A 16,987-nucleotide genomic window follows, 5' to 3' on the forward strand; every position below is an offset into this window, starting at 1 on the left:
ATGAGACTCACCCGCGTCATCGGCATCGGCGCCGGCCTCGTCGTCGTGGCCGTCGCCGCCACCTCCGGGGTCATGGCCCTGGAGGAGCGGGGCGGCACCACCGTCACCGCCTACTTCGACCAGGTCACCGGCGTCTACGCCGGGTCCGACCTGCGCATCCTCGGGGTCCGCGTCGGCCGGGTCGAATCGGTGGAGCCGCGCGGCAAGGACGTCAAGGTCGTCCTGCGCATCGACGAGGGCGTCCAGGTCCCCGCGGACGCGCACGCCGTCGTCGTCGCCCCCAGCCTGGTCGCCGACCGGTACGTCCAGCTCGCCCCCGCCTACACCGGGGGAGCGGTCATGAAGGAGGGCGCCCAGCTGCCCGCCGCCCACAACGCCGTCCCGGTCGAGGTGGACCAGCTCTACGCCTCCATCACCGAACTCTCCACCGCGCTCGGCCCGGACGGGGCCAACGCACGGGGCGCCTTCGCCGGACTCCTGGACACCGGGGCCAAGAACCTCAAGGGCAACGGCAAGGACATCGGCGACTCCATCGAGCAGTTCGGCAAGGCGACGAAGACCCTGGACAAGTCCAGCGGCAACCTCTTCGACACGCTGTCCTACCTGCAGTCCTTCACCACCATGCTGAAGGACAACGACGGCAACGTCCGGGCCGCCGAGACCCAGCTGAACTCCGTCACCGGATTCCTCGCCGACGACAAGAAGAACCTCGGCGCCGCCCTCAGAGAACTGGGCACCGCCCTCGCCCAGGTGAAGACCTTCATCAAGGACAACCGGGGCGAGCTGAAGAAGAACGTGGACGCCCTCGTGCCGATCACCCAGGCCCTCGTGGACCAGCGCGCCTCGCTCGCCGAGTCGATGGACGTCCTGCCGCTGTCGGCGGGCAACGTCCTGAACGCGTACGACCCCGAGCACCGCACCCTCAACGGACGGACCAACCTCAACGAGCTGAGCATGGGCGGCCCGCTCCTGGAATCCGCCCTCAGCCTCCAGGGACTGGCCCCGGTGGACACCGCACGGCAGCAGGCCCTGCCCGCGCTGCCGCTGCCCGCCGTGGGCACCGTCTACGGCACCCCCGAGGACACCGGAAACGCCGAGGACACCAAAAACAGCAAGGGCGCCGAGGACACCAAGGACGCGAAGGGGGCGAACCGATGAACCGCCGACCACGCAGACCCGCGGCCCTCGGGACCACGAGCGGCACCGTACTGGTCGCCCTCGGCCTGTGCTGCACCCTCTTCGTCACCGGATGCGGAGTACCGGGCTTCTCCGGCATCGAGGACCTGCCGCTGCCCGGCGGCGCCGACCTCGGCGACCACCCGTACGAGATCACCGCGGACTTCGGGGATGTGCTCAGCCTCGCCCCGCAGTCCTCGGTCAAGGTCAACGACGTCGCCGTGGGCCGGGTCACCGGGATCGGGCTGGCCCCGGACGGCTGGCGGGCCCGCGTCACCATGAAGGTCAACGGCGCGATCGAACTGCCCGCCAACGCCTACGCCCATCTGGAGCAGTCCAGCCTGCTCGGCGAGAAGTACATCCAGCTCACCCCGCCCGCCAAGGGCAAGGAGAAGGGCACCCTCTCCGACGGCGACCGCATCCCGCTCGCCCGCACCAACCGCAACCCCGAGGTCGAAGAGGTCTTCGGCGCCCTGTCCATGCTCCTCAACGGCGGCGGCGTCCAGCAGCTCAAGACCATCACCACCGAGCTGAACAAGGCACTCGCCGGACAGGAACCCCAGGTCAAGTCGATGCTCCACCGGGTCGACACCCTCGTCACCAACCTGGACGACCACCGCGGCGACATCACCGCCGCCCTCGACGGCGTCAACCGCCTCTCCGCCACCCTCGCCGGCCGCAAGCAGCAGGTCGGCACCGTCCTCACCGGGCTCAGCCCCGGCATGAAGGTCCTGGAGAAGCAGCGCGGCTCGCTCATGACCATGCTCCGCTCCCTGGACACCCTCTCCGACGTCGCCGTCGGCACCATCAACCGGACCAAGGCGGACACCATCGCCGACCTCAAGGCCCTCGCCCCCACCCTGCGGGCCCTGGCCGACTCCGGCAACGACCTGCCCGACTCCCTCCAGGTCCTGCTCACCTACCCGTTCACGGACGAGGTGCTGCGCGGGGTGAAGGGCGACTACCTCAACGTCTACCTGGACCTGACGGCCGAACCCGGCACCCAGATCATTCCCGCCTACGAACCCGCCCCCGACCCCGAGAGCGGGACGGCCGGGCCGGCGAAGGCGGTCGCCGGCGCCGGACTGCCGCTGCCCCTGCCCGCGACCTCGGCGCCCACGACGAGCCGGCCCACGGCCTCGAAGGGGAGCAACTGATGATCACCCTCGCCATCCGGCTCAAGAACATCGCCTTCCTCATCATCTCCGTGCTCGTCCTCGGCTTCCTCGGCGTCCGCTACGCCGACCTCGGCCACTACGTCGGGCTGCGCGACTACTACACCGTCAAGGTGCAACTCCCGCGCACCGGAGGCCTCTTCACCCACTCCAACGTCACCTACCGGGGCGTCTCGGTGGGCCGGGTCGGGCCCATCGAACTCACCGACGACGGCGTCGAGGCGGAACTGCGGATCAAGAAGTCCGCCCCCCGCATCCCCGACGACCTCAAGGCGGTCGTGGCCAACCTCTCCGCCGTCGGCGAGCAGTACGTGGACCTGCGGCCCACCCGCACCGAGGGCCCCTACCTCGCCAACGGCTCCGTCATCGACCAGGCATCGACCACCGTCCCGGCCCCCGTCACCGACGTCCTCACCAGCGTCAACGACCTCACCTCCTCCGTCGACACCGAATCGCTGCGCACCGTCGTGGACGAGTTCGGCACCGCGTTCAGCGGACGCGGCGACGACCTCCAGGTCCTCCTGGACACCGGCAGCGAGTTCGTCCAGGCCGCCGACGAGGCCCTGCCCGTCAACATCAGGCTGATGGAGGACGGCAAGACGGTCCTGCGCACCCAGGTCGAACAGGGCGAAGCCCTCAAGGGGTTCGCCTCCGGCGCCAAGGAACTCGCCGCCCAGCTCAAGAGCTCCGACACCGACCTGCGCGAGCTCATCGCCGCCGCCCCCGACGCCACCAGCCAGATCAGCGGACTGCTGCGCGACGTCGAACCCAGCTTCGGCGTCGTCGTCGCCAACCTCCTCACCACCTCCGACGTCGCCGTCACCCGCCAGCGCGGCCTGGAGGAACTCCTCGTGAAACTCCCCGCCGTCGTCGCGGCCGGGGCCAGCGCGGTGGACGAGGACGGCGCCCGGTTCGGCATGTCGATCACCTTCTTCGAGCCGCTGCCCTGCACCGCCGGCTACGAGGGCACGACCTACCGCAACGGCCTCGACCTCTCACCCGCCCCCGCGCTCAACACCAAGGCCCGCTGCGCCGCCTCGCCCGGCACCGGCATCGACGTCCGGGGCAGCGCCAACGCCCCCAAGGGCGGCCCGCTCCCCGAACCGGCGAAGGCCGGCGCCCTGCACCTCGGCGACACCAAGGACGCGCGGCTGCCCGGCGCCCTCGGTGCCGCGGCCGACCGCACACCGGCGGTCCGGGGCATGGCCGGACTGCTGGGCCTCGGACAGGAGGGCGGCGAGTGAACCCCCGTACCCGGACCCTCGGCGGCTGGGCCGTCCTGCTGATCGCGGCGCTCGTCTGCGCGCTCGGCGGCTGGTCCTACGCACGGGCGCGCGGCGACGACGACCTGGCCTACGCCAAGAGCCGGGACGCCGCCCTGGCGGACGGCCGCCGTGCCCTCGCCAGGCTCAACACCATGGACGGCAAGGACGCGACGAGCGTGGACGCGGACCTGGCCGGCTGGCTGGACTCCGCCACCGGCCCGCTCCACGACCAGCTGAAGCGCACCCGTAAGAAGGACGCCGCCGACCTGGCGAAGTCCGGCACCACCGCGCGCGGCAAGGTCACCGACGCCGCGCTCACGGAGCTGGACGACCGGACCGGCACCGCGCTGATGATCGCGACCGTCGACATCGAGATCGCCCCCCGCACCGGCAAGGCCGGCACCGAACGCAAACGGTTCGAGGCCACGCTCGCCCGGACCGGGGACGGCTGGAAGATCAAGGCGCTCACGGCGCTCGGCATAGGGGGCGGCGCATGACCACTGACGTCGAGGACATCGACGAGATCGGTGAGATCGAGGACGTCAAGGACATCGAGGAGACCGACGCCGCCACGGCATCCGACGCCCGTCCCGCCCGCCGTTGGCCGCGCGTCCTCGCCGGTGTCCTCGCCGTCGCGCTGCTCGCCGCCGGGGCCGTGATGTACGTGGCCGGGCGGCAGCTGCGGGACACCCCGGCCACCTCCAACCTGGCGCTCACCGCCAGCGCGGCCACCGCCCAGGTCGCCGGCGAGGTCACCGACGCGCTCGGCAAGGTGTTCTCGTACAGCCCGGACGGCACCGCCGCCACCAAGGCGGCCGCCCAGAAGCTCCTCGCGGGCAAGGCGCTCCAGCAGTACGCGGCGCTCTTCGGCCAGGTCGAGAAGCAGTCGGCCGACCAGGAACTGACCCTCACCACCCATGTCGTGCGCGCCGGGGTGACCCGGCTGACGCCCGACAGCGCCCATCTGCTCGTCTTCCTGGACCAGGTCTACGAACGCAGGGGCAAGGCCGCGAGCAAGGCGGCCGCACAGCTCTCCGTCACCGCCCGGCTGCGCGAAGGGCACTGGACGATCGTGGAGATCACCTCCCGGTAGCCCGCCGATGACGACACCGCACCACCCAGCACGAACAGCACAGCGCGGCGGGAACGCCGGCAGGGAGAGGCAGCGATGGCACGGGTAGCGAAGACGAGGAATCCGCTGGTGGCGGCGGCGATCGCGCTGACGATCGCGGCGGCGGTCGCCGCGGGCTGGGGCGGGGTGTCCCGCTACCGGGCGGCGCACGACGGCTCGGCCGCCTACGCCCAGACCCGCGACGAGGTGCTGGCCGCGGGCGAGCAGGCCGTGCAGAACATGAACACGCTCGACCACGCGCAGGTCGAGAAGGGCCTGGACAGCTGGGAGGACTCCACCACCGGGGACCTGCACCGGCAACTCGTGGAGGGGCGCGCCGGGTTCGTGAAGCAGATCCAGGAGGCGAAGACCGTCAGCACCGCCAAGGTGCTGGCCGGCGCGGTCACCGAACTGGACGACCGGGCCGGGAAGGCCGGGGTCATGGTGGCGCTCCGGGTGACCGTGACCGCGCCGAAGGGCAAGCCCGCGGTGAAGGAGAGCCGGATGCTCGGTCAACTGACCCGTACGCCGGACGGGTGGAAGCTCAGCGCCCTCGGCCAGGCGCCCGTCGGCAACACCGCCGGCTGACACCCCCGCCCCCGTACCGAGAGGAACCCCCGGACCATGTCGACCACCCGCCACCTGGTCAACCGCCGGCGCCGCCTGGCCACCGTCGCCGCCGCGGAACGCACCACGACCACCGCCCCGCCCCGCCCGCGCCCCGGCGGCGGCCCCGACCGGGACGAACCCCCGGCCGGGGGAGCCCCCGAGGAAGCCGCGGACACCGCAGACACCGCAGACACCGCGAACAACGCGGACGACGCGGACGACGCGGACCCGGAACCCGGCCCGGACGACGAGGGCGGCGCGCCGGAGACGAAGAAGGCCGTCCGGCGCCTGCCCCGGATGCGCCCCGGACTGCCCGCCGTCCTCTGCGTCCTCACCGTGCTCCTCGGCTCCTTCGCCGCCTGGTCGTTCACCTCGGCGGCGAGCCTGCGCGACGACCCCGCCCGGCAGAACACCGCGCTCACCGACATCAGCCGCACCAGCGAGGTCAAGGGCCGGATCACCGAGGCGGTCGGCGCCGTCTTCTCGTACGACTACGCCTCACCCGCCAAGTCCGACACCGCGGTGACCACCTATCTGACCGGGAAGGCGGTCCAGCAGCACAAGGACATGCTCGCCGAGGTCCGGGCACAGGCACCGAAGCAGAAGCTCGTGCTCACCACGACCGTCACCCACAGCGCCGTGGAAATGCTCGACGGCGACCGCGCCCGGCTGCTGATCTTCGCCGACCAGCGCAACACCCGTACCGGCAAGTCCGAGGAGACCACCTACGCCGCCGCCATGTTCAGCGTGGACGCCGTCCGCGAGGACGGCGACTGGCGGATATCCGCGATCGACACGTTCACCCGGTGACCCGCCGCAGGCGACCCGACCAAGGAGGGCACGCATGAGGTTCAACGGCAGCATGCGCCGAGGACTCGGCGGCACGGCGGCGGCCGTCGCCGCGATGGCCGCGCTCACGGCGTCCCAGGCACCCCAGCTCGCCGCGCACGAGGAGACCCCGCAACACCGCCAGGAGACGGACGACGTCACCTGGTCCGAGGTCCCCAACGACGACTCGTACCACACCGAACTCCCGCCGCTGAAAAGCCCGAAGCCGCCGAAGAAGGGCGAGAAGCAGAGCCCGGCCGCCCGGCAGTCGTGGGCCGAGGCGGGCATCCCCGCCACCGTGCTCGCCGCCTACCGCGAGGCCGCGGCCACGATGCGGCGCGGCGACCCCGGCTGCCGGCTGCCCTGGCAGTTACTGGCCGCCATCGGCAAGGTCGAGTCCGGGCACGCGGCCGGCGGCCGGGTCGACAAGCACGGCACCACTCTGTCGCCGATCCTGGGCCCGGTCCTCGACGGCGCCGGGTTCGCCCGCATCACCGACACCGACGGCGGCGCCTACGACGGGGACAAGACCTACGACCGGGCGGTCGGCCCGATGCAGTTCATCCCCTCGACCTGGGCGCGCTGGGGCCGCGACGGCAACGGCGACGGACGCCGCGACCCCAACAACGTGTACGACGCCGCGCTCGCCGCCGGGGCCTACCTGTGCGCCGGACCGCGCGACCTGTCGATCCCCTCCGACCTGAACCGGGCGATCCTCAGCTACAACCACTCGGAGACGTATCTGCGTACGGTGCTCTCCTGGTACGAGTTCTACCGCAAGGGCATCCACCCGGTCGCGGACGGCCGGGGCGTCGTCCCCGGGAGCCCCGGCGCCGGCGGCCCGAACGAGCCCGAGCGCCCCGTGGGCGGCTCCGGCGACGACAGCGGCGGCGGCATCGAGGTCGGCCCGCAGCCCAGCCCCCGCCCCACCGCACCCGGCACCACCGACCCGGAGCCCGGCACCAGCCCCACACCGGGCACCTCCGGCTCCCCGGACCCGACCGGCACCACCAGTCCCACGCCCGACCCCACGGACACCGGCTCCGCGACCCCGGACCCCACCACAACCCCGGACCCGGAGCCCACCACGACCGCACCGGAACCGGGCTGCACGACCACCCCTCCGGCGCCGGAGGTCGGCGACACCACCACGCCCACCGGCTCGCCCACCCCCTCGCCGGACCCCGCGGAGCCCTGCACCACACCCACGCTGCCGCCCGCGGCGAACTGAACCGGGCGGCGGCCGGGCGGTTCGACCCCGCTCAGCCGCCGCCCGCCAGCACCTCCGCGAGGTCGTAGCGCACGACCTCCTCCAACTGCGCGTACGTGCAGCTCTCCGGCGTACGGTCCGGCCGCCAGCGGCGCCACTGGGCCGTGTGCCGGAACCGGTCGCCCTCCATGTGGTCGTACGCCACCTCGCAGACCCGCTCCGGCCGCAGCGGCACCCAGGACATGTCCTTCTTGCCCGACCAGCGGCTCGGAGCACCCGGCAGCCGGGCCCCCTCGTGCGCCTCCGCCTGCGCCCAGGCGTGCCACGGATGGCTCCCGGCGTCGGTCAGCAGCGGCTCCAGCTCGGTGACGAGCTCCGCGCGGCGCTTCATCGGGAAGGCAGCGCACACCCCGACGTGCTGGAGCGCGCCGCCCGCGTCGTACAGGCCGAGCAGCAGCGAGCCGACCACCGGGCCGCTCTTGTGGAAGCGGTAGCCGGCCACCACGCAGTCGGCGGTCCGCTCGTGCTTGATCTTGTACATCGCCCGCACGTCCGGCCGGTACGGCGCGTCCAGCGGCTTCGCCACGACCCCGTCCAGACCCGCCCCCTCGTACCGCTCGAACCACTCCCGGGCGCGGCCGGGATCGGTCGTCGAGGGGGCCGTGTACACCGGCGCGGACGCCCGCGCGAGCGCCGCCTCCAGGGCCGTGCGCCGGTCCGCCTGCGGGGTGGCGAGCAGCGACTCGTCACCGAGCGCCAGCAGATCGAAGGCGACCAGCGCGGCCGGGGTCCGCTCCGCCAGCAGCCGCACCCGTGAATCGGCGGGGTGGATGCGCTCGCTGAGCCGGTCGAAGTCCAGCCGCCCGCCGTGCGCGACGACGATCTCGCCGTCCACCACGCACCGCTCCGGCAGATTCTCCCGGACGGCGGTCACCAGCTCCGGAAAGTACCGGGTGAGCGGCTTGCCGGTCCGGCTGCCGATCACCACCTCGTCACCGTCCCGGTGCACGATCGCCCGGAAGCCGTCCCACTTCGCTTCGTACTGCATACCCGGCGGGATCTTCTTCACCGACTTGGCGAGCATCGGCTTCACGGGCGGCATCACCGGCAGGTCCATGGTCCGAGTGTGAACCGTACGGCCACCGGAGTCTCCCGATATGCGGCATATGTGTGCCCGGCCTACGGTGGCCGACATGGCAGCAGCGGGCACAGCGGTGGAGCTGGACGCGGCCGGACGGGCCGTCCGGCTGTCCAACCCCGACAAGGTCTACTTCCCGGAGAAGGGCTACACGAAGAGGGACGTCGCCGAGTACTTCCTCGCGGTCGGCCCCGGCATCCTGCGCGCCCTGCGCAACCGGCCCACCACCCTCCAGCGGTTCGTGGACGGTGTGGAGGGCGAGTTCTTCTACCAGAAGCGCGCCCCCAAGAACCTCCCCGACTGGATTCCCACCACCGAGATCGCCTTCCCGAGCGGCCGGTCCGCCCGCGAGATGTGCCCCACCGAGGTGGCCGCCGTCCTGTGGGCCGCCAACCTCGGCACGCTCACCTTCCACCCCTGGCCCGTCCGGGGCGGCGACACCGACCACCCCGACGAACTGCGCATCGACCTGGACCCGCAGCCCGGCACCGGCTACGCCGACGCCGTTCGTGCCGCCCGCGAACTGCGCGGCATCCTGGACGAGCACGGGCTGCGCGGCCGGCCCAAGACCTCCGGCGGGCGCGGCCTCCACGTCTTCGTGCCCATCGAGCCGCGCTGGACGTTCACCGAGGTCCGGCGCGCGGCCATCGCGGTCGGGCGCGAGCTGGAGAGCCGGATGCCGGACCGGGTCACCACCGCCTGGTGGAAGGAGGAGCGCGGCGAGCGGATCTTCGTCGACTACAACCAGACCGCCCGCGACCGCACGATCGCCTCCGCCTACTCCGTACGGCCCTTCCCGCACGCCCCGGTATCCGCCCCGCTGCGCTGGGAGGAGCTGGACGACGCCGAACCCCGCGACTTCGACATCCGGACCATGCCCCGCCGCTTCGCGGAACACGGCGACGTCCACGCCGGCATGGACGAGGAGGCGTTCCGGCTGGACTCCCTCCTCGAACTCGCCGACCGCCACGCGCGCGACGGCGGGCCCGGCGACCTGCCCTACCCGCCGGAGTACCCGAAGATGCCCGGCGAACCCAAGCGCGTGCAGCCGAGTCGGGCACGCCGCGACAAGGACGGCGACGCGTGAGCGGTCCGGGCGCCGCGCCCGGCGAGCCGCACGGCGCGCACGGCCGCCCGCCCGTCCGGGGCCAGAAGTGGGCCGCGTTCAAACGGTCGCCGTACTTCCCGGCGACCGTCCTGCTGTTCATCCTGTCGGCCGCCGCCGGACTGTTCGCCGGTTCCTACACGTACGCCATGGCCAACCCGACCCCGCACCGTATCCCCACCGCCGTGGTCAGCGAGCCGGACACCACGCGCGGCAGGGAGTTCGTCGCCGGGATGGACCGGGCGCTGGACGCCTCACTGGTCATCCACGTCTTCCCGACGCCCGCCGCGGCCCGCGAGGCGCTGGAGGAGCAGCAGGTCTTCGCGATCGTGCGTTCCGGCGAGCGGGGGGTCGCGCTGGACGTGGCCGCGGCCTCCGGGGCGGCCGTCGCCCAACTGCTCGCCGAGACCGCGGTGAAGGTCGGGGACACGCTCGGCCTGCCGGTCGCCGTGCGGGACGTCAAACCGCTCCAGAAGGGCGACCCGCGCGGGCTCGCCCTGTTCTACATCTCGCTGGCCGCCGTGATCGTCGGCTTCGTGGGCTCCATCCAGCTCAGCGTGCACGCGCGCGGACTGATCCCGCTGGAGCGGATCGCGTTCACCGTCGCGTACGCGCTGCTCGGCGCGTTCGCCATCGCAGCCGTCGTGGACTGGCTGCTGGGGGCGGTCGATCTGCCCTTCGCGCAGTCGTGGCTGATCCTGGCGTTCACCATGTTCACCTCCGGCATGGTCTTCACCATGTTCAACACCCTGATCGGCCGCTGGGCGATGCTGCCGACCTGGGGCGTGATGGTGCTCCTGGGCAACCCGTCGTCCGGCGGGGCCGTCTCCTGGCCGCTGCTGCCCTCACTGCTCGGACACATCGGCCGCTGGCTGCCGCCCGGCGCCTCCGTCAACGCTCAGCACACCGCCGTCTACTACCAGGGCCATCAGCGCCTCTTCCCGTATCTGGTGCTGGCGGCCTGGGCCCTGGTGTCGGGCACCGTCTTCTGGGTGTGGCGCCACCGGCACCCCGGCGGCCGCGAGCACATGCCGCAGCACGCCGCCGCGCTCACCTGATCCGCCGAACGGCCGCCGCCCCACCGCACGGCATTTCGCGACTCGCCCACGGCCTTGGCGGTCTCGCCGCCTCCTTGTTCCTACTGTGGGTCAGCCACGTTCTCCGGGCTCGTCACCGCCCGTCGCCACATTCCCGGCAGCACCCGTCAGCAGTGGGGAGTTCGACATGGACCGCAGAACCTTCAGCCGGCGGATGCTGGTCGGCGGCGGGGTCGCCGCCGCAGCGGGGGTGACATCGTTGTCCCCGATCACCGCGCAAGCCGCCGCGCGGCCGGGCCCCCCGCGCACGGTGGGCGCCGGGGGAGCGGTCCGGCGCATCCGCATGTACGTGGAGCAGCTGCCGGACGGCCGGCTGGGCTACGGCCTGGAGAAGGGCAGGGCGACCGTGCCGGGCCCGCTGATCGAGCTGACCGAGGGCGACACCCTGCACATCGAGTTCGTCAACACCCTCGACGTACCGGCCGGGCTGCACGCGCACGGCGTCGACTACGACACCGCCAGCGACGGCACCCGGATGAACGGGAGCACCGTCGAACCGGGCGGCACCCGCACCTACGTCTGGCGCACCCACGCGCCGGGCCCGCGCCGCGACGGCACCTGGCGCTCCGGCAGTGCCGGCTACTGGCACTACCACGACCACGCCGTGGGCTCCGACCACGGCACCGGCGGCATCCGCAAGGGGCTCTACGGGCCGCTGGTCGTCCGCCGCCGGGGCGACGTCCTGCCGGACCGGACGATCGCCATCGTCTTCAACGACATGACGATCAACAACACCCCGAAGGGAGAGAGCCCCGACTTCCAGGTCACGCTCGGCGACCGACTGGAGGTCGTCATGATCACGCACGGCGACATGTACCACACGTTCCATGTGCACGGTCACCGCTGGGCCGACAACCGTACGGGCATGCTCACCGGACCCGACGACCCGACCCGGATCGTGGACACCAAGATCGTCGGACCGGCGGACTCCTTCGGCTTCCAGGTCATCGCGGGCGAACACGTGGGACCCGGCGCCTGGATGTACCACTGCCATGTGCAGAGCCACGCGGACCGGGGCATGGGCGGGCTGCTGCTCGTCGCCGACCGGGACGGCACGGTCCCCGGCCACCACGACGGATGACGTCGGCCGAAAACAGCCGACGGGCGTGGGCGAGGCGGCATTGACGCGGCGTTGATCGGTCGTTTATCGCGGCAGTGCACTGTGGCAACCATGCTGATCAACACCGCGACCGACCCCGCCTTCTCCTGGCAGGAGACCGCCCTGTGCGCCCAGGCGGGGCCCGAGTTCTTCTTCCCGGCTCCGGGCAGCTCCACCCGTGAGGCCAAGCAGCTGTGCAACGCGTGCGAGGGGCGGCAGGCATGCCTCGAGTACGCCCTCGACAACGACGAGCGCTTCGGCGTCTGGGGCGGTCTGTCCGAGAAGGAGCGGGAACGGCTGCGCAGAGTCGGGCGCACCTCGGCCTGAGCCGCTCGCGGGCGTGCGAGACGGCGGCCTTCCGCACTTCGTCACGCGGGCCCGTGCGCGTCGCGGGGCCGCGACGGCCAGGAGGAGAAGCCGAGTTGAGCGAGTACGACTACATCGTCGTCGGGGCGGGTTCGGCCGGCTGCGTGCCGGCCGCGCGGCTGTCCGAGGACCCCACCGTGCGGGTCGCGCTGGTCGAGTCGGGCGGACCGGACCGCTAGCGGGAGATCCGCATTCCGGCCGCTTTCCCGCAGCCCGTCCCCGCTGACCGCCGACTGCGTCACCGCCTGCCGCGAGGACGGGCTGCCGTTCCTGGACGAGCTGAACGCCCCCGACCACAGCGGGGTCGCCATGACCCCCGTCAACCAGCGGCGCGGGCGGCGCTGGAGCGTGGCCGACGGATACCTGCGCCCGGCCGCCCGGCGCGCCAACCTGGACCTCCGCACCCACACCCGAGTCCGGGGCCTCACCTTCGACGGGAGCCGCGCCACCGGCGTGCGCACGGCGGACTCCGGCACGCTCACCGCCCGCCGCGAGGTGATCCTCGGCGCCGGCGCCATCGGCTCCCCGCAGCTGCTGGATCTGCGCACCTTGATGGACGGCGTACGCCACGCCGAGCGCCTCTTCGCCTCCGCGTCCCTCGCTCTACCACCCGGTGGGCACCTGCCGGATGGGCGAGGACCCCGGATCGGTCACCGACCCCCCGCTCCGGGTGCGCGGCGTCACGGGGCTGCGGGTCGTGGACGCCTCGGTCATGCCGCGCATCACCCGCGGCCACACCCACGCGCCCACGGTCGCCGTCGCCGAGAAGGCGGCCGAACTCATCCGGCAGGACGCCCGCAACCAGGGCCCGGCGGGCTACGGGATGTGGAAGGTCTCGCCGTACATCTTCCAGGTCAGCGGCAGCTCCAGGTCCATGTTCTCGTCCTCCAGGAAGACCCGCTGAGCGGTGTCAATGCGGGAGGTGTCGTGCTGCTGGTTCTTCTTCGACTTCATCACGGCCCGCGCCTTGTCCAGGAACATGTCCAGGTACGCCGACTCGTCACCGCCCTCGGCGACCGTGTCCACCTCGGCCAGCGTCGCCTCGCGGATGCCGTAGAAGGAGTCCGCCTCGTGCCCCGGGCCCTGGAGCACCATGGCGTCGAAGTAGATGAACTGGCCCAGCGCGCCCAGCCCGTCCAGCTTCGCCAGCCGTACCGCGGGCTCGAAGTACTGCTTGTCCCGGACCTCCTCCTGCGCCTTGCGGAACGCCGGGTCCTCGGCCGCCTTCTTCCACGCGGCCGTGTACCCGGGGTCGAGGCCCTCGTGCGACCCCGTCCCATCCACCTTGCGCAGGGCGGGCAGGTACGGGGCCAGCGGGTTGTCCGGGTGGTCCCGCGTGAACGCCTCGACGAACGTCAGCATGTCGTGCGTACCGGAGCAGAAGCCGACCAGGCCGGCGGCGTAGCCGGTGCCGTCGCCGCTGTCCTCGATCGCCCCGTACTGGGTGCGCCAGTCCAGCGTGGAGCCCTCCGCGCTGGCCAGCAGCTTCCAGGCGACCTCGCGCATCCTTGGCGTGGCCAGCCCGGCCGGGGCCTCGGCGACCCGCTCGTTCATCTCCTCGCGCTCCGCCTCGTCCGCCCCGGCGAACGGGTCCGGGTTGACCGGACCGGTCGCCTTCGGGGCGGCGGCCGTGGGGGAGTGCGTGGGCAGCCCGGTGTCCTCGCCGCCGCTGTTCAGGACGAGCGAGACGGCTATCGCTATCGGCGCGGCGATGAGAGCAAAGCGGGTCACAGGTTTCACCGGGCCAGGGTACGGTCCCCGCCCGGTCGGAGAGGGCGCGCCCCCGCGGCGCCCCCCACCGCGCACCCGGTGCGGTCAGGCCCGGGCGCGGGCGGCCATCCGCGCCTTGCGCGCGGCCAGCTTCTCGTCGAACTTCGCCGCCTCGGTGTCCAGCCCGTGCATGTACAGGCCCAGCTCCTCCTGCGCCTTGAGCCCGTCCGGGCCGAGGCCGTCGATGTCGAGCACCTTGAGGTAGCGCAGGACCGGCTGGATGACGTCGTCGTGGTGGATGCGCATGTTGTAGATGCCGCCGATCGCCATCTGCGCGGCGGCCCGCTCGAAGCCGGGCATGCCGTGGCCCGGCATCCGGAAGTTGACGACGACGTCCCGCACGGACTGCATCGTCAGGTCCGGGGCCAGCTCGAAGGCCGCGCCCAGGAGGTTGCGGTAGAACACCATGTGCAGGTTCTCGTCGGTGGCGATGCGCGCCAGCATGCGGTCGCAGACCGGGTCGCCCGACTGGTGTCCGGTGTTGCGGTGCGAGACGCGGGTCGCCAGCTCCTGGAACGCCACGTACGCCACGGAGTGCAGCATCGAGTGCCGGTTGTCGGACTCGAAGCCCTCCGCCATGTGGGCCATCCGGAACTGCTCCAGCTTGTCCGGGTCGACGGCGCGCGAGGTGAGCAGGTAGTCGCGCATCACGATGCCGTGCCGGCCCTCCTCGGCGGTCCAGCGGTGCACCCAGGTGCCCCAGGCGCCGTCACGGCCGAAGAGGGTGGCGATCTCGTGGTGGTAGCTGGGGAGGTTGTCCTCGGTGAGGAGGTTGACCACGAGGGCGATCTTGCCGATGTCGGTGACCTTGGACTGGTCGGCCTGCCAGGCCTCGCCGTCCTCGAAGACGCCGGGGAAGTTGCGGCCGTCCGAGAACGGGACGTACTCGTGCGGCATCCAGTCCTTGGCGACCTTGAGGTGCCGGTTGAGTTCCTTCTCGACCACCTCTTCCAAGGCGAACAGGAGGTGGGCATCGGTCCACGCCTGTGAACTGCCGAGGTGGGGAGAGGTGATCGTCACGGGGGCTCCTGGGGACGGGAGAACTACCTACGGCTTCGTAGGTTACGAGACCGTAGGTTAAAGCGGCGGTAAGGCCGCAGCCAAGCCCGGACGGGCGACGGCCGCTCACCCTGCGTGACGATCGGGGCGGGGGGGGGCGCGGCGGCGCCCGCCCCGGTGCCTCAGAACCCGGCGCGCACCTCCTCCGCCGTCGTGTCGCGCAGTTCGCCGTCGAGCAGCAGCCAGCGGGTGATCCGCAGCGATTCCAGGAACGGGACGTCGTGGCTCGCCACCACCAGCGCCCCCTCGTACGCCTCCAGCGCGGCGGTCAGCCGGCGCGCACTCGCCAGGTCGAGGTTGTTCGTCGGCTCGTCCAGCAGCAGCAGCAGCCGGGGCGCCGGCTCGGCCAGCAGCAGCGCGGCCAGCGCGGCCCGGAACCGCTCCCCGCCGGACAGGGCGCCCGCCGCCCGGTCCGCCCGCGCCCCCCTGAACAGGAAGTGCGCCAGCTTCGCCCGGATGTGGTTGTTGGTGGCGTCCGGCGCGAACCGGGCCACGTTCTCCACCACGCTCAGCCCGTCGTCGAGCACATCGAGCCGCTGCGGCAGGAAGCGCGCCGGAACCTCGGTCACCGCCTCCCCCGACACGGGCGCCAGCTCACCGGCGAGCGTGCGCAGCAGCGTCGTCTTGCCCGCGCCGTTGCGCCCGACCAGCGCGATGCGCTCCGGACCGCGCACCTCGTACCGGCCGCGCACCCGCGCCCCGTGCGCGAGTTCGAGGTCGCGCAGGACCAGGACGCCCTGGCCCGGATGGACCCGGGTGCGCGGCAGCTCGACGCGGATCTCGTCGTCGGCGCGCACCGCCTCGACGGCCTCGTCCAGGCGCTCCTTCGCCCCGGCCAGCCGGCTCGTGTGCAGGAGGCGCTGCCTGCCCGCCGACTCCTGGGCGGAGCGGGCCCGGGCACTCGCCGCGATCTTCGGCACGCTGCCCTGCTCGAACAGCTTCTGCCCGTACCGTCTGCGCCGGGCCGACTTGACCTGGGCCTCGGCCAGTTCGCGCTTCTGCCGCCGCACATCGGCCTCCGCGACGCGCACCATCCGCTCGGCCGCCTCCTGTTCGGCGGCCAGCGCCTCCTCGTACGCCGAGAGGTTGCCGCCGTACCAGGTCACGGCCGAGTCGCGCAGGTCCGCGATCCGGTCCACGCGCTCCAGGAGTTCCCGGTCATGGCTGACGACGACGAGCACTCCGGGCCAGGCGTCCACGGCGGCGTAGAGGCGCTGCCGGGCGCGCAGGTCCAGGTTGTTCGTCGGCTCGTCGAGCAGCAGCACGCCGGGCCGGGCCAGCAGCAGCGCGGCCAGCCCCAGCATGACGCACTCGCCGCCCGACATCTCGCCGATCGTGCGGTCCAGCCCGATGTGGCCGAGCCCGAGGCCGTCGAGGGTGGCGCGGGCGCGCTCCTCCACGTCCCAGTCGTCGCCCACGGCGGCGAACCGCTCCTCGCCGGCGTCGCCCGCCTCGATGGCGTGCAGCGCCTCGCGGACGGTGTGGATGCCGAGCGCCGCGTCGACGCGCAGCCCGGTGTCCAGGACCAGGTCCTGCGGCAGATATCCGATGTCGCCGGTCACCCCGATCCGGCCCCCGGTGGGTCGGAGTTCCCCGGCGAGCAGCCGGAGCAGGGTCGACTTTCCGGCGCCGTTGAGGCCGATGAGCCCCGTGCGGCCGGGGCCCACGGAGAGGTGCAGGTCGTCCAGGACCCGGCTGCCGTCCGGCCAGGTGAAGGAGAGCGAGGAACAGGTGATGTGGGCGGTGGGGGTGGACATGAGAGGACTCCCGGTTGCGAGGAAGGGCGAGGGCAACGGGGGGCGAGACACCGGCCACGGGCGTTTCACGAGAATTCCGGGATACCGGAAGGAAGGCCCTGGTCACGGAGGACGGCTCAAGGAGCTGAGGTCACACTCGGGCGGCGCGGTCCCGGCGGGAAGAAACCCGGACCCGGCGCGCGACGCGGTGTCTCACGACCTCAGATCTGCAACGTCCTGCTC

The 16,987-nt window shown here is 72.4% G+C and carries 16 protein-coding genes and 3 pseudogenes; 15 read left to right on the top strand and 4 right to left on the bottom strand.

Going from position 1 to position 16,987, the window contains the following annotated elements:
- From OG710_RS26935 to OG710_RS26970, 8 genes are all read left to right on the top strand, one after another.
- Positions 1-1,158, top strand: coding sequence for an MCE family protein (locus tag OG710_RS26935; protein WP_330241642.1), 1,158 nt, complete (start codon positions 1-3; stop codon positions 1,156-1,158).
- On the top strand, positions 1,155-2,333 hold the full coding sequence (locus tag OG710_RS26940) for an MCE family protein (protein ID WP_330241643.1): 1,179 nt from the start codon (positions 1,155-1,157) through the stop codon (positions 2,331-2,333). Before OG710_RS26935 ends, OG710_RS26940 begins: the two co-directional genes overlap by 4 nt.
- Positions 2,333-3,595, top strand: coding sequence for an MCE family protein (locus OG710_RS26945; RefSeq protein ID WP_330241644.1), 1,263 nt, complete (start codon positions 2,333-2,335; stop codon positions 3,593-3,595). Before OG710_RS26940 ends, OG710_RS26945 begins: the two co-directional genes overlap by 1 nt.
- Positions 3,592-4,113 carry a hypothetical protein gene (locus OG710_RS26950; RefSeq protein WP_330241645.1) on the top strand — a complete coding sequence of 174 codons (522 nt, stop codon included), beginning with the start codon at positions 3,592-3,594 and terminating at the stop codon, positions 4,111-4,113. The genes OG710_RS26945 and OG710_RS26950 overlap by 4 nt, the downstream gene beginning before the upstream one ends.
- Positions 4,110-4,709 (top strand): hypothetical protein, encoded by a 600-nt coding sequence (locus OG710_RS26955; RefSeq protein ID WP_330241646.1) that lies wholly within the window; start codon positions 4,110-4,112, stop codon positions 4,707-4,709. The genes OG710_RS26950 and OG710_RS26955 overlap by 4 nt, the downstream gene beginning before the upstream one ends.
- Before the next feature lie 75 nt (positions 4,710-4,784).
- Positions 4,785-5,315, top strand: coding sequence for a nuclear transport factor 2 family protein (locus tag OG710_RS26960; protein ID WP_241990154.1), 531 nt, complete (start codon positions 4,785-4,787; stop codon positions 5,313-5,315).
- A gap of 36 nt (positions 5,316-5,351) precedes the next feature.
- The gene (locus OG710_RS26965) at positions 5,352-6,146 is read left to right on the top strand and encodes a hypothetical protein (RefSeq protein WP_330241647.1); all 795 of its coding nucleotides are present in this window, start codon (positions 5,352-5,354) and stop codon (positions 6,144-6,146) included.
- Between the two features lie 34 nt (positions 6,147-6,180).
- Positions 6,181-7,395: a lytic transglycosylase domain-containing protein gene (locus OG710_RS26970; protein ID WP_330241648.1), complete on the top strand. Its 1,215-nt coding sequence runs from the start codon at positions 6,181-6,183 to the stop codon at positions 7,393-7,395.
- Positions 7,396-7,426: 31 nt separating this feature from the next.
- Here OG710_RS26970 and OG710_RS26975 read toward each other — a convergent pair whose 3' ends face one another.
- On the bottom strand, positions 7,427-8,491 hold the full coding sequence (locus tag OG710_RS26975; protein ID WP_330241649.1) for an ATP-dependent DNA ligase: 1,065 nt from the start codon (positions 8,489-8,491) through the stop codon (positions 7,427-7,429).
- A 97-nt stretch (positions 8,492-8,588) separates the two neighbouring features.
- On the opposite strand from OG710_RS26975, the gene ligD reads away from it, so the two are divergent.
- The 7 genes and pseudogenes from ligD to OG710_RS27010 form a co-directional block, all read left to right on the top strand.
- On the top strand, positions 8,589-9,599 hold the full coding sequence (gene ligD / locus OG710_RS26980; RefSeq protein WP_111339269.1) for a non-homologous end-joining DNA ligase: 1,011 nt from the start codon (positions 8,589-8,591) through the stop codon (positions 9,597-9,599).
- On the top strand, positions 9,596-10,675 hold the full coding sequence (locus tag OG710_RS26985; RefSeq protein ID WP_330241650.1) for an ABC transporter permease: 1,080 nt from the start codon (positions 9,596-9,598) through the stop codon (positions 10,673-10,675). Before ligD ends, OG710_RS26985 begins: the two co-directional genes overlap by 4 nt.
- A 166-nt stretch (positions 10,676-10,841) precedes the next feature.
- The gene (locus OG710_RS26990; RefSeq protein ID WP_330241651.1) at positions 10,842-11,795 is read left to right on the top strand and encodes a multicopper oxidase domain-containing protein; all 954 of its coding nucleotides are present in this window, start codon (positions 10,842-10,844) and stop codon (positions 11,793-11,795) included.
- 90 nt (positions 11,796-11,885) lie between these two features.
- On the top strand, positions 11,886-12,140 hold the full coding sequence (locus OG710_RS26995) for a WhiB family transcriptional regulator (protein ID WP_239225373.1): 255 nt from the start codon (positions 11,886-11,888) through the stop codon (positions 12,138-12,140).
- A 95-nt stretch (positions 12,141-12,235) separates the two neighbouring features.
- Positions 12,236-12,352, top strand: a pseudogene (locus OG710_RS27000) (FAD-binding protein); the annotation flags it as partial.
- 97 nt (positions 12,353-12,449) lie between these two features.
- Positions 12,450-12,659: pseudogene (locus OG710_RS27005) on the top strand (GMC family oxidoreductase N-terminal domain-containing protein); the annotation flags it as partial.
- A gap of 124 nt (positions 12,660-12,783) precedes the next feature.
- Positions 12,784-13,083: pseudogene (locus OG710_RS27010) on the top strand (GMC oxidoreductase); the annotation flags it as partial.
- On the opposite strand, the gene OG710_RS27015 reads toward OG710_RS27010, so the two are convergent.
- The 3 genes from OG710_RS27015 to OG710_RS27025 all read right to left on the bottom strand — a co-directional run bounded on the left by OG710_RS27015 (position 12,996) and on the right by OG710_RS27025 (position 16,765).
- Positions 12,996-13,910, bottom strand: coding sequence for a chitosanase (locus OG710_RS27015; protein WP_330242353.1), 915 nt, complete (start codon positions 13,908-13,910; stop codon positions 12,996-12,998). The pseudogene OG710_RS27010 and the gene OG710_RS27015 overlap by 88 nt on opposite strands.
- A gap of 84 nt (positions 13,911-13,994) precedes the next feature.
- The gene (locus OG710_RS27020) at positions 13,995-14,969 is read right to left on the bottom strand and encodes an acyl-ACP desaturase (RefSeq protein WP_330241654.1); all 975 of its coding nucleotides are present in this window, start codon (positions 14,967-14,969) and stop codon (positions 13,995-13,997) included.
- A 161-nt stretch (positions 14,970-15,130) separates the two neighbouring features.
- Positions 15,131-16,765: an ABC-F family ATP-binding cassette domain-containing protein gene (locus OG710_RS27025; RefSeq protein ID WP_330241655.1), complete on the bottom strand. Its 1,635-nt coding sequence runs from the start codon at positions 16,763-16,765 to the stop codon at positions 15,131-15,133.
- Positions 16,766-16,987: the final 222 nt, after the last annotated feature.

Source organism: Streptomyces sp. NBC_00525 (assembly GCF_036346595.1).
Taxonomy (GTDB): domain Bacteria; phylum Actinomycetota; class Actinomycetes; order Streptomycetales; family Streptomycetaceae; genus Streptomyces.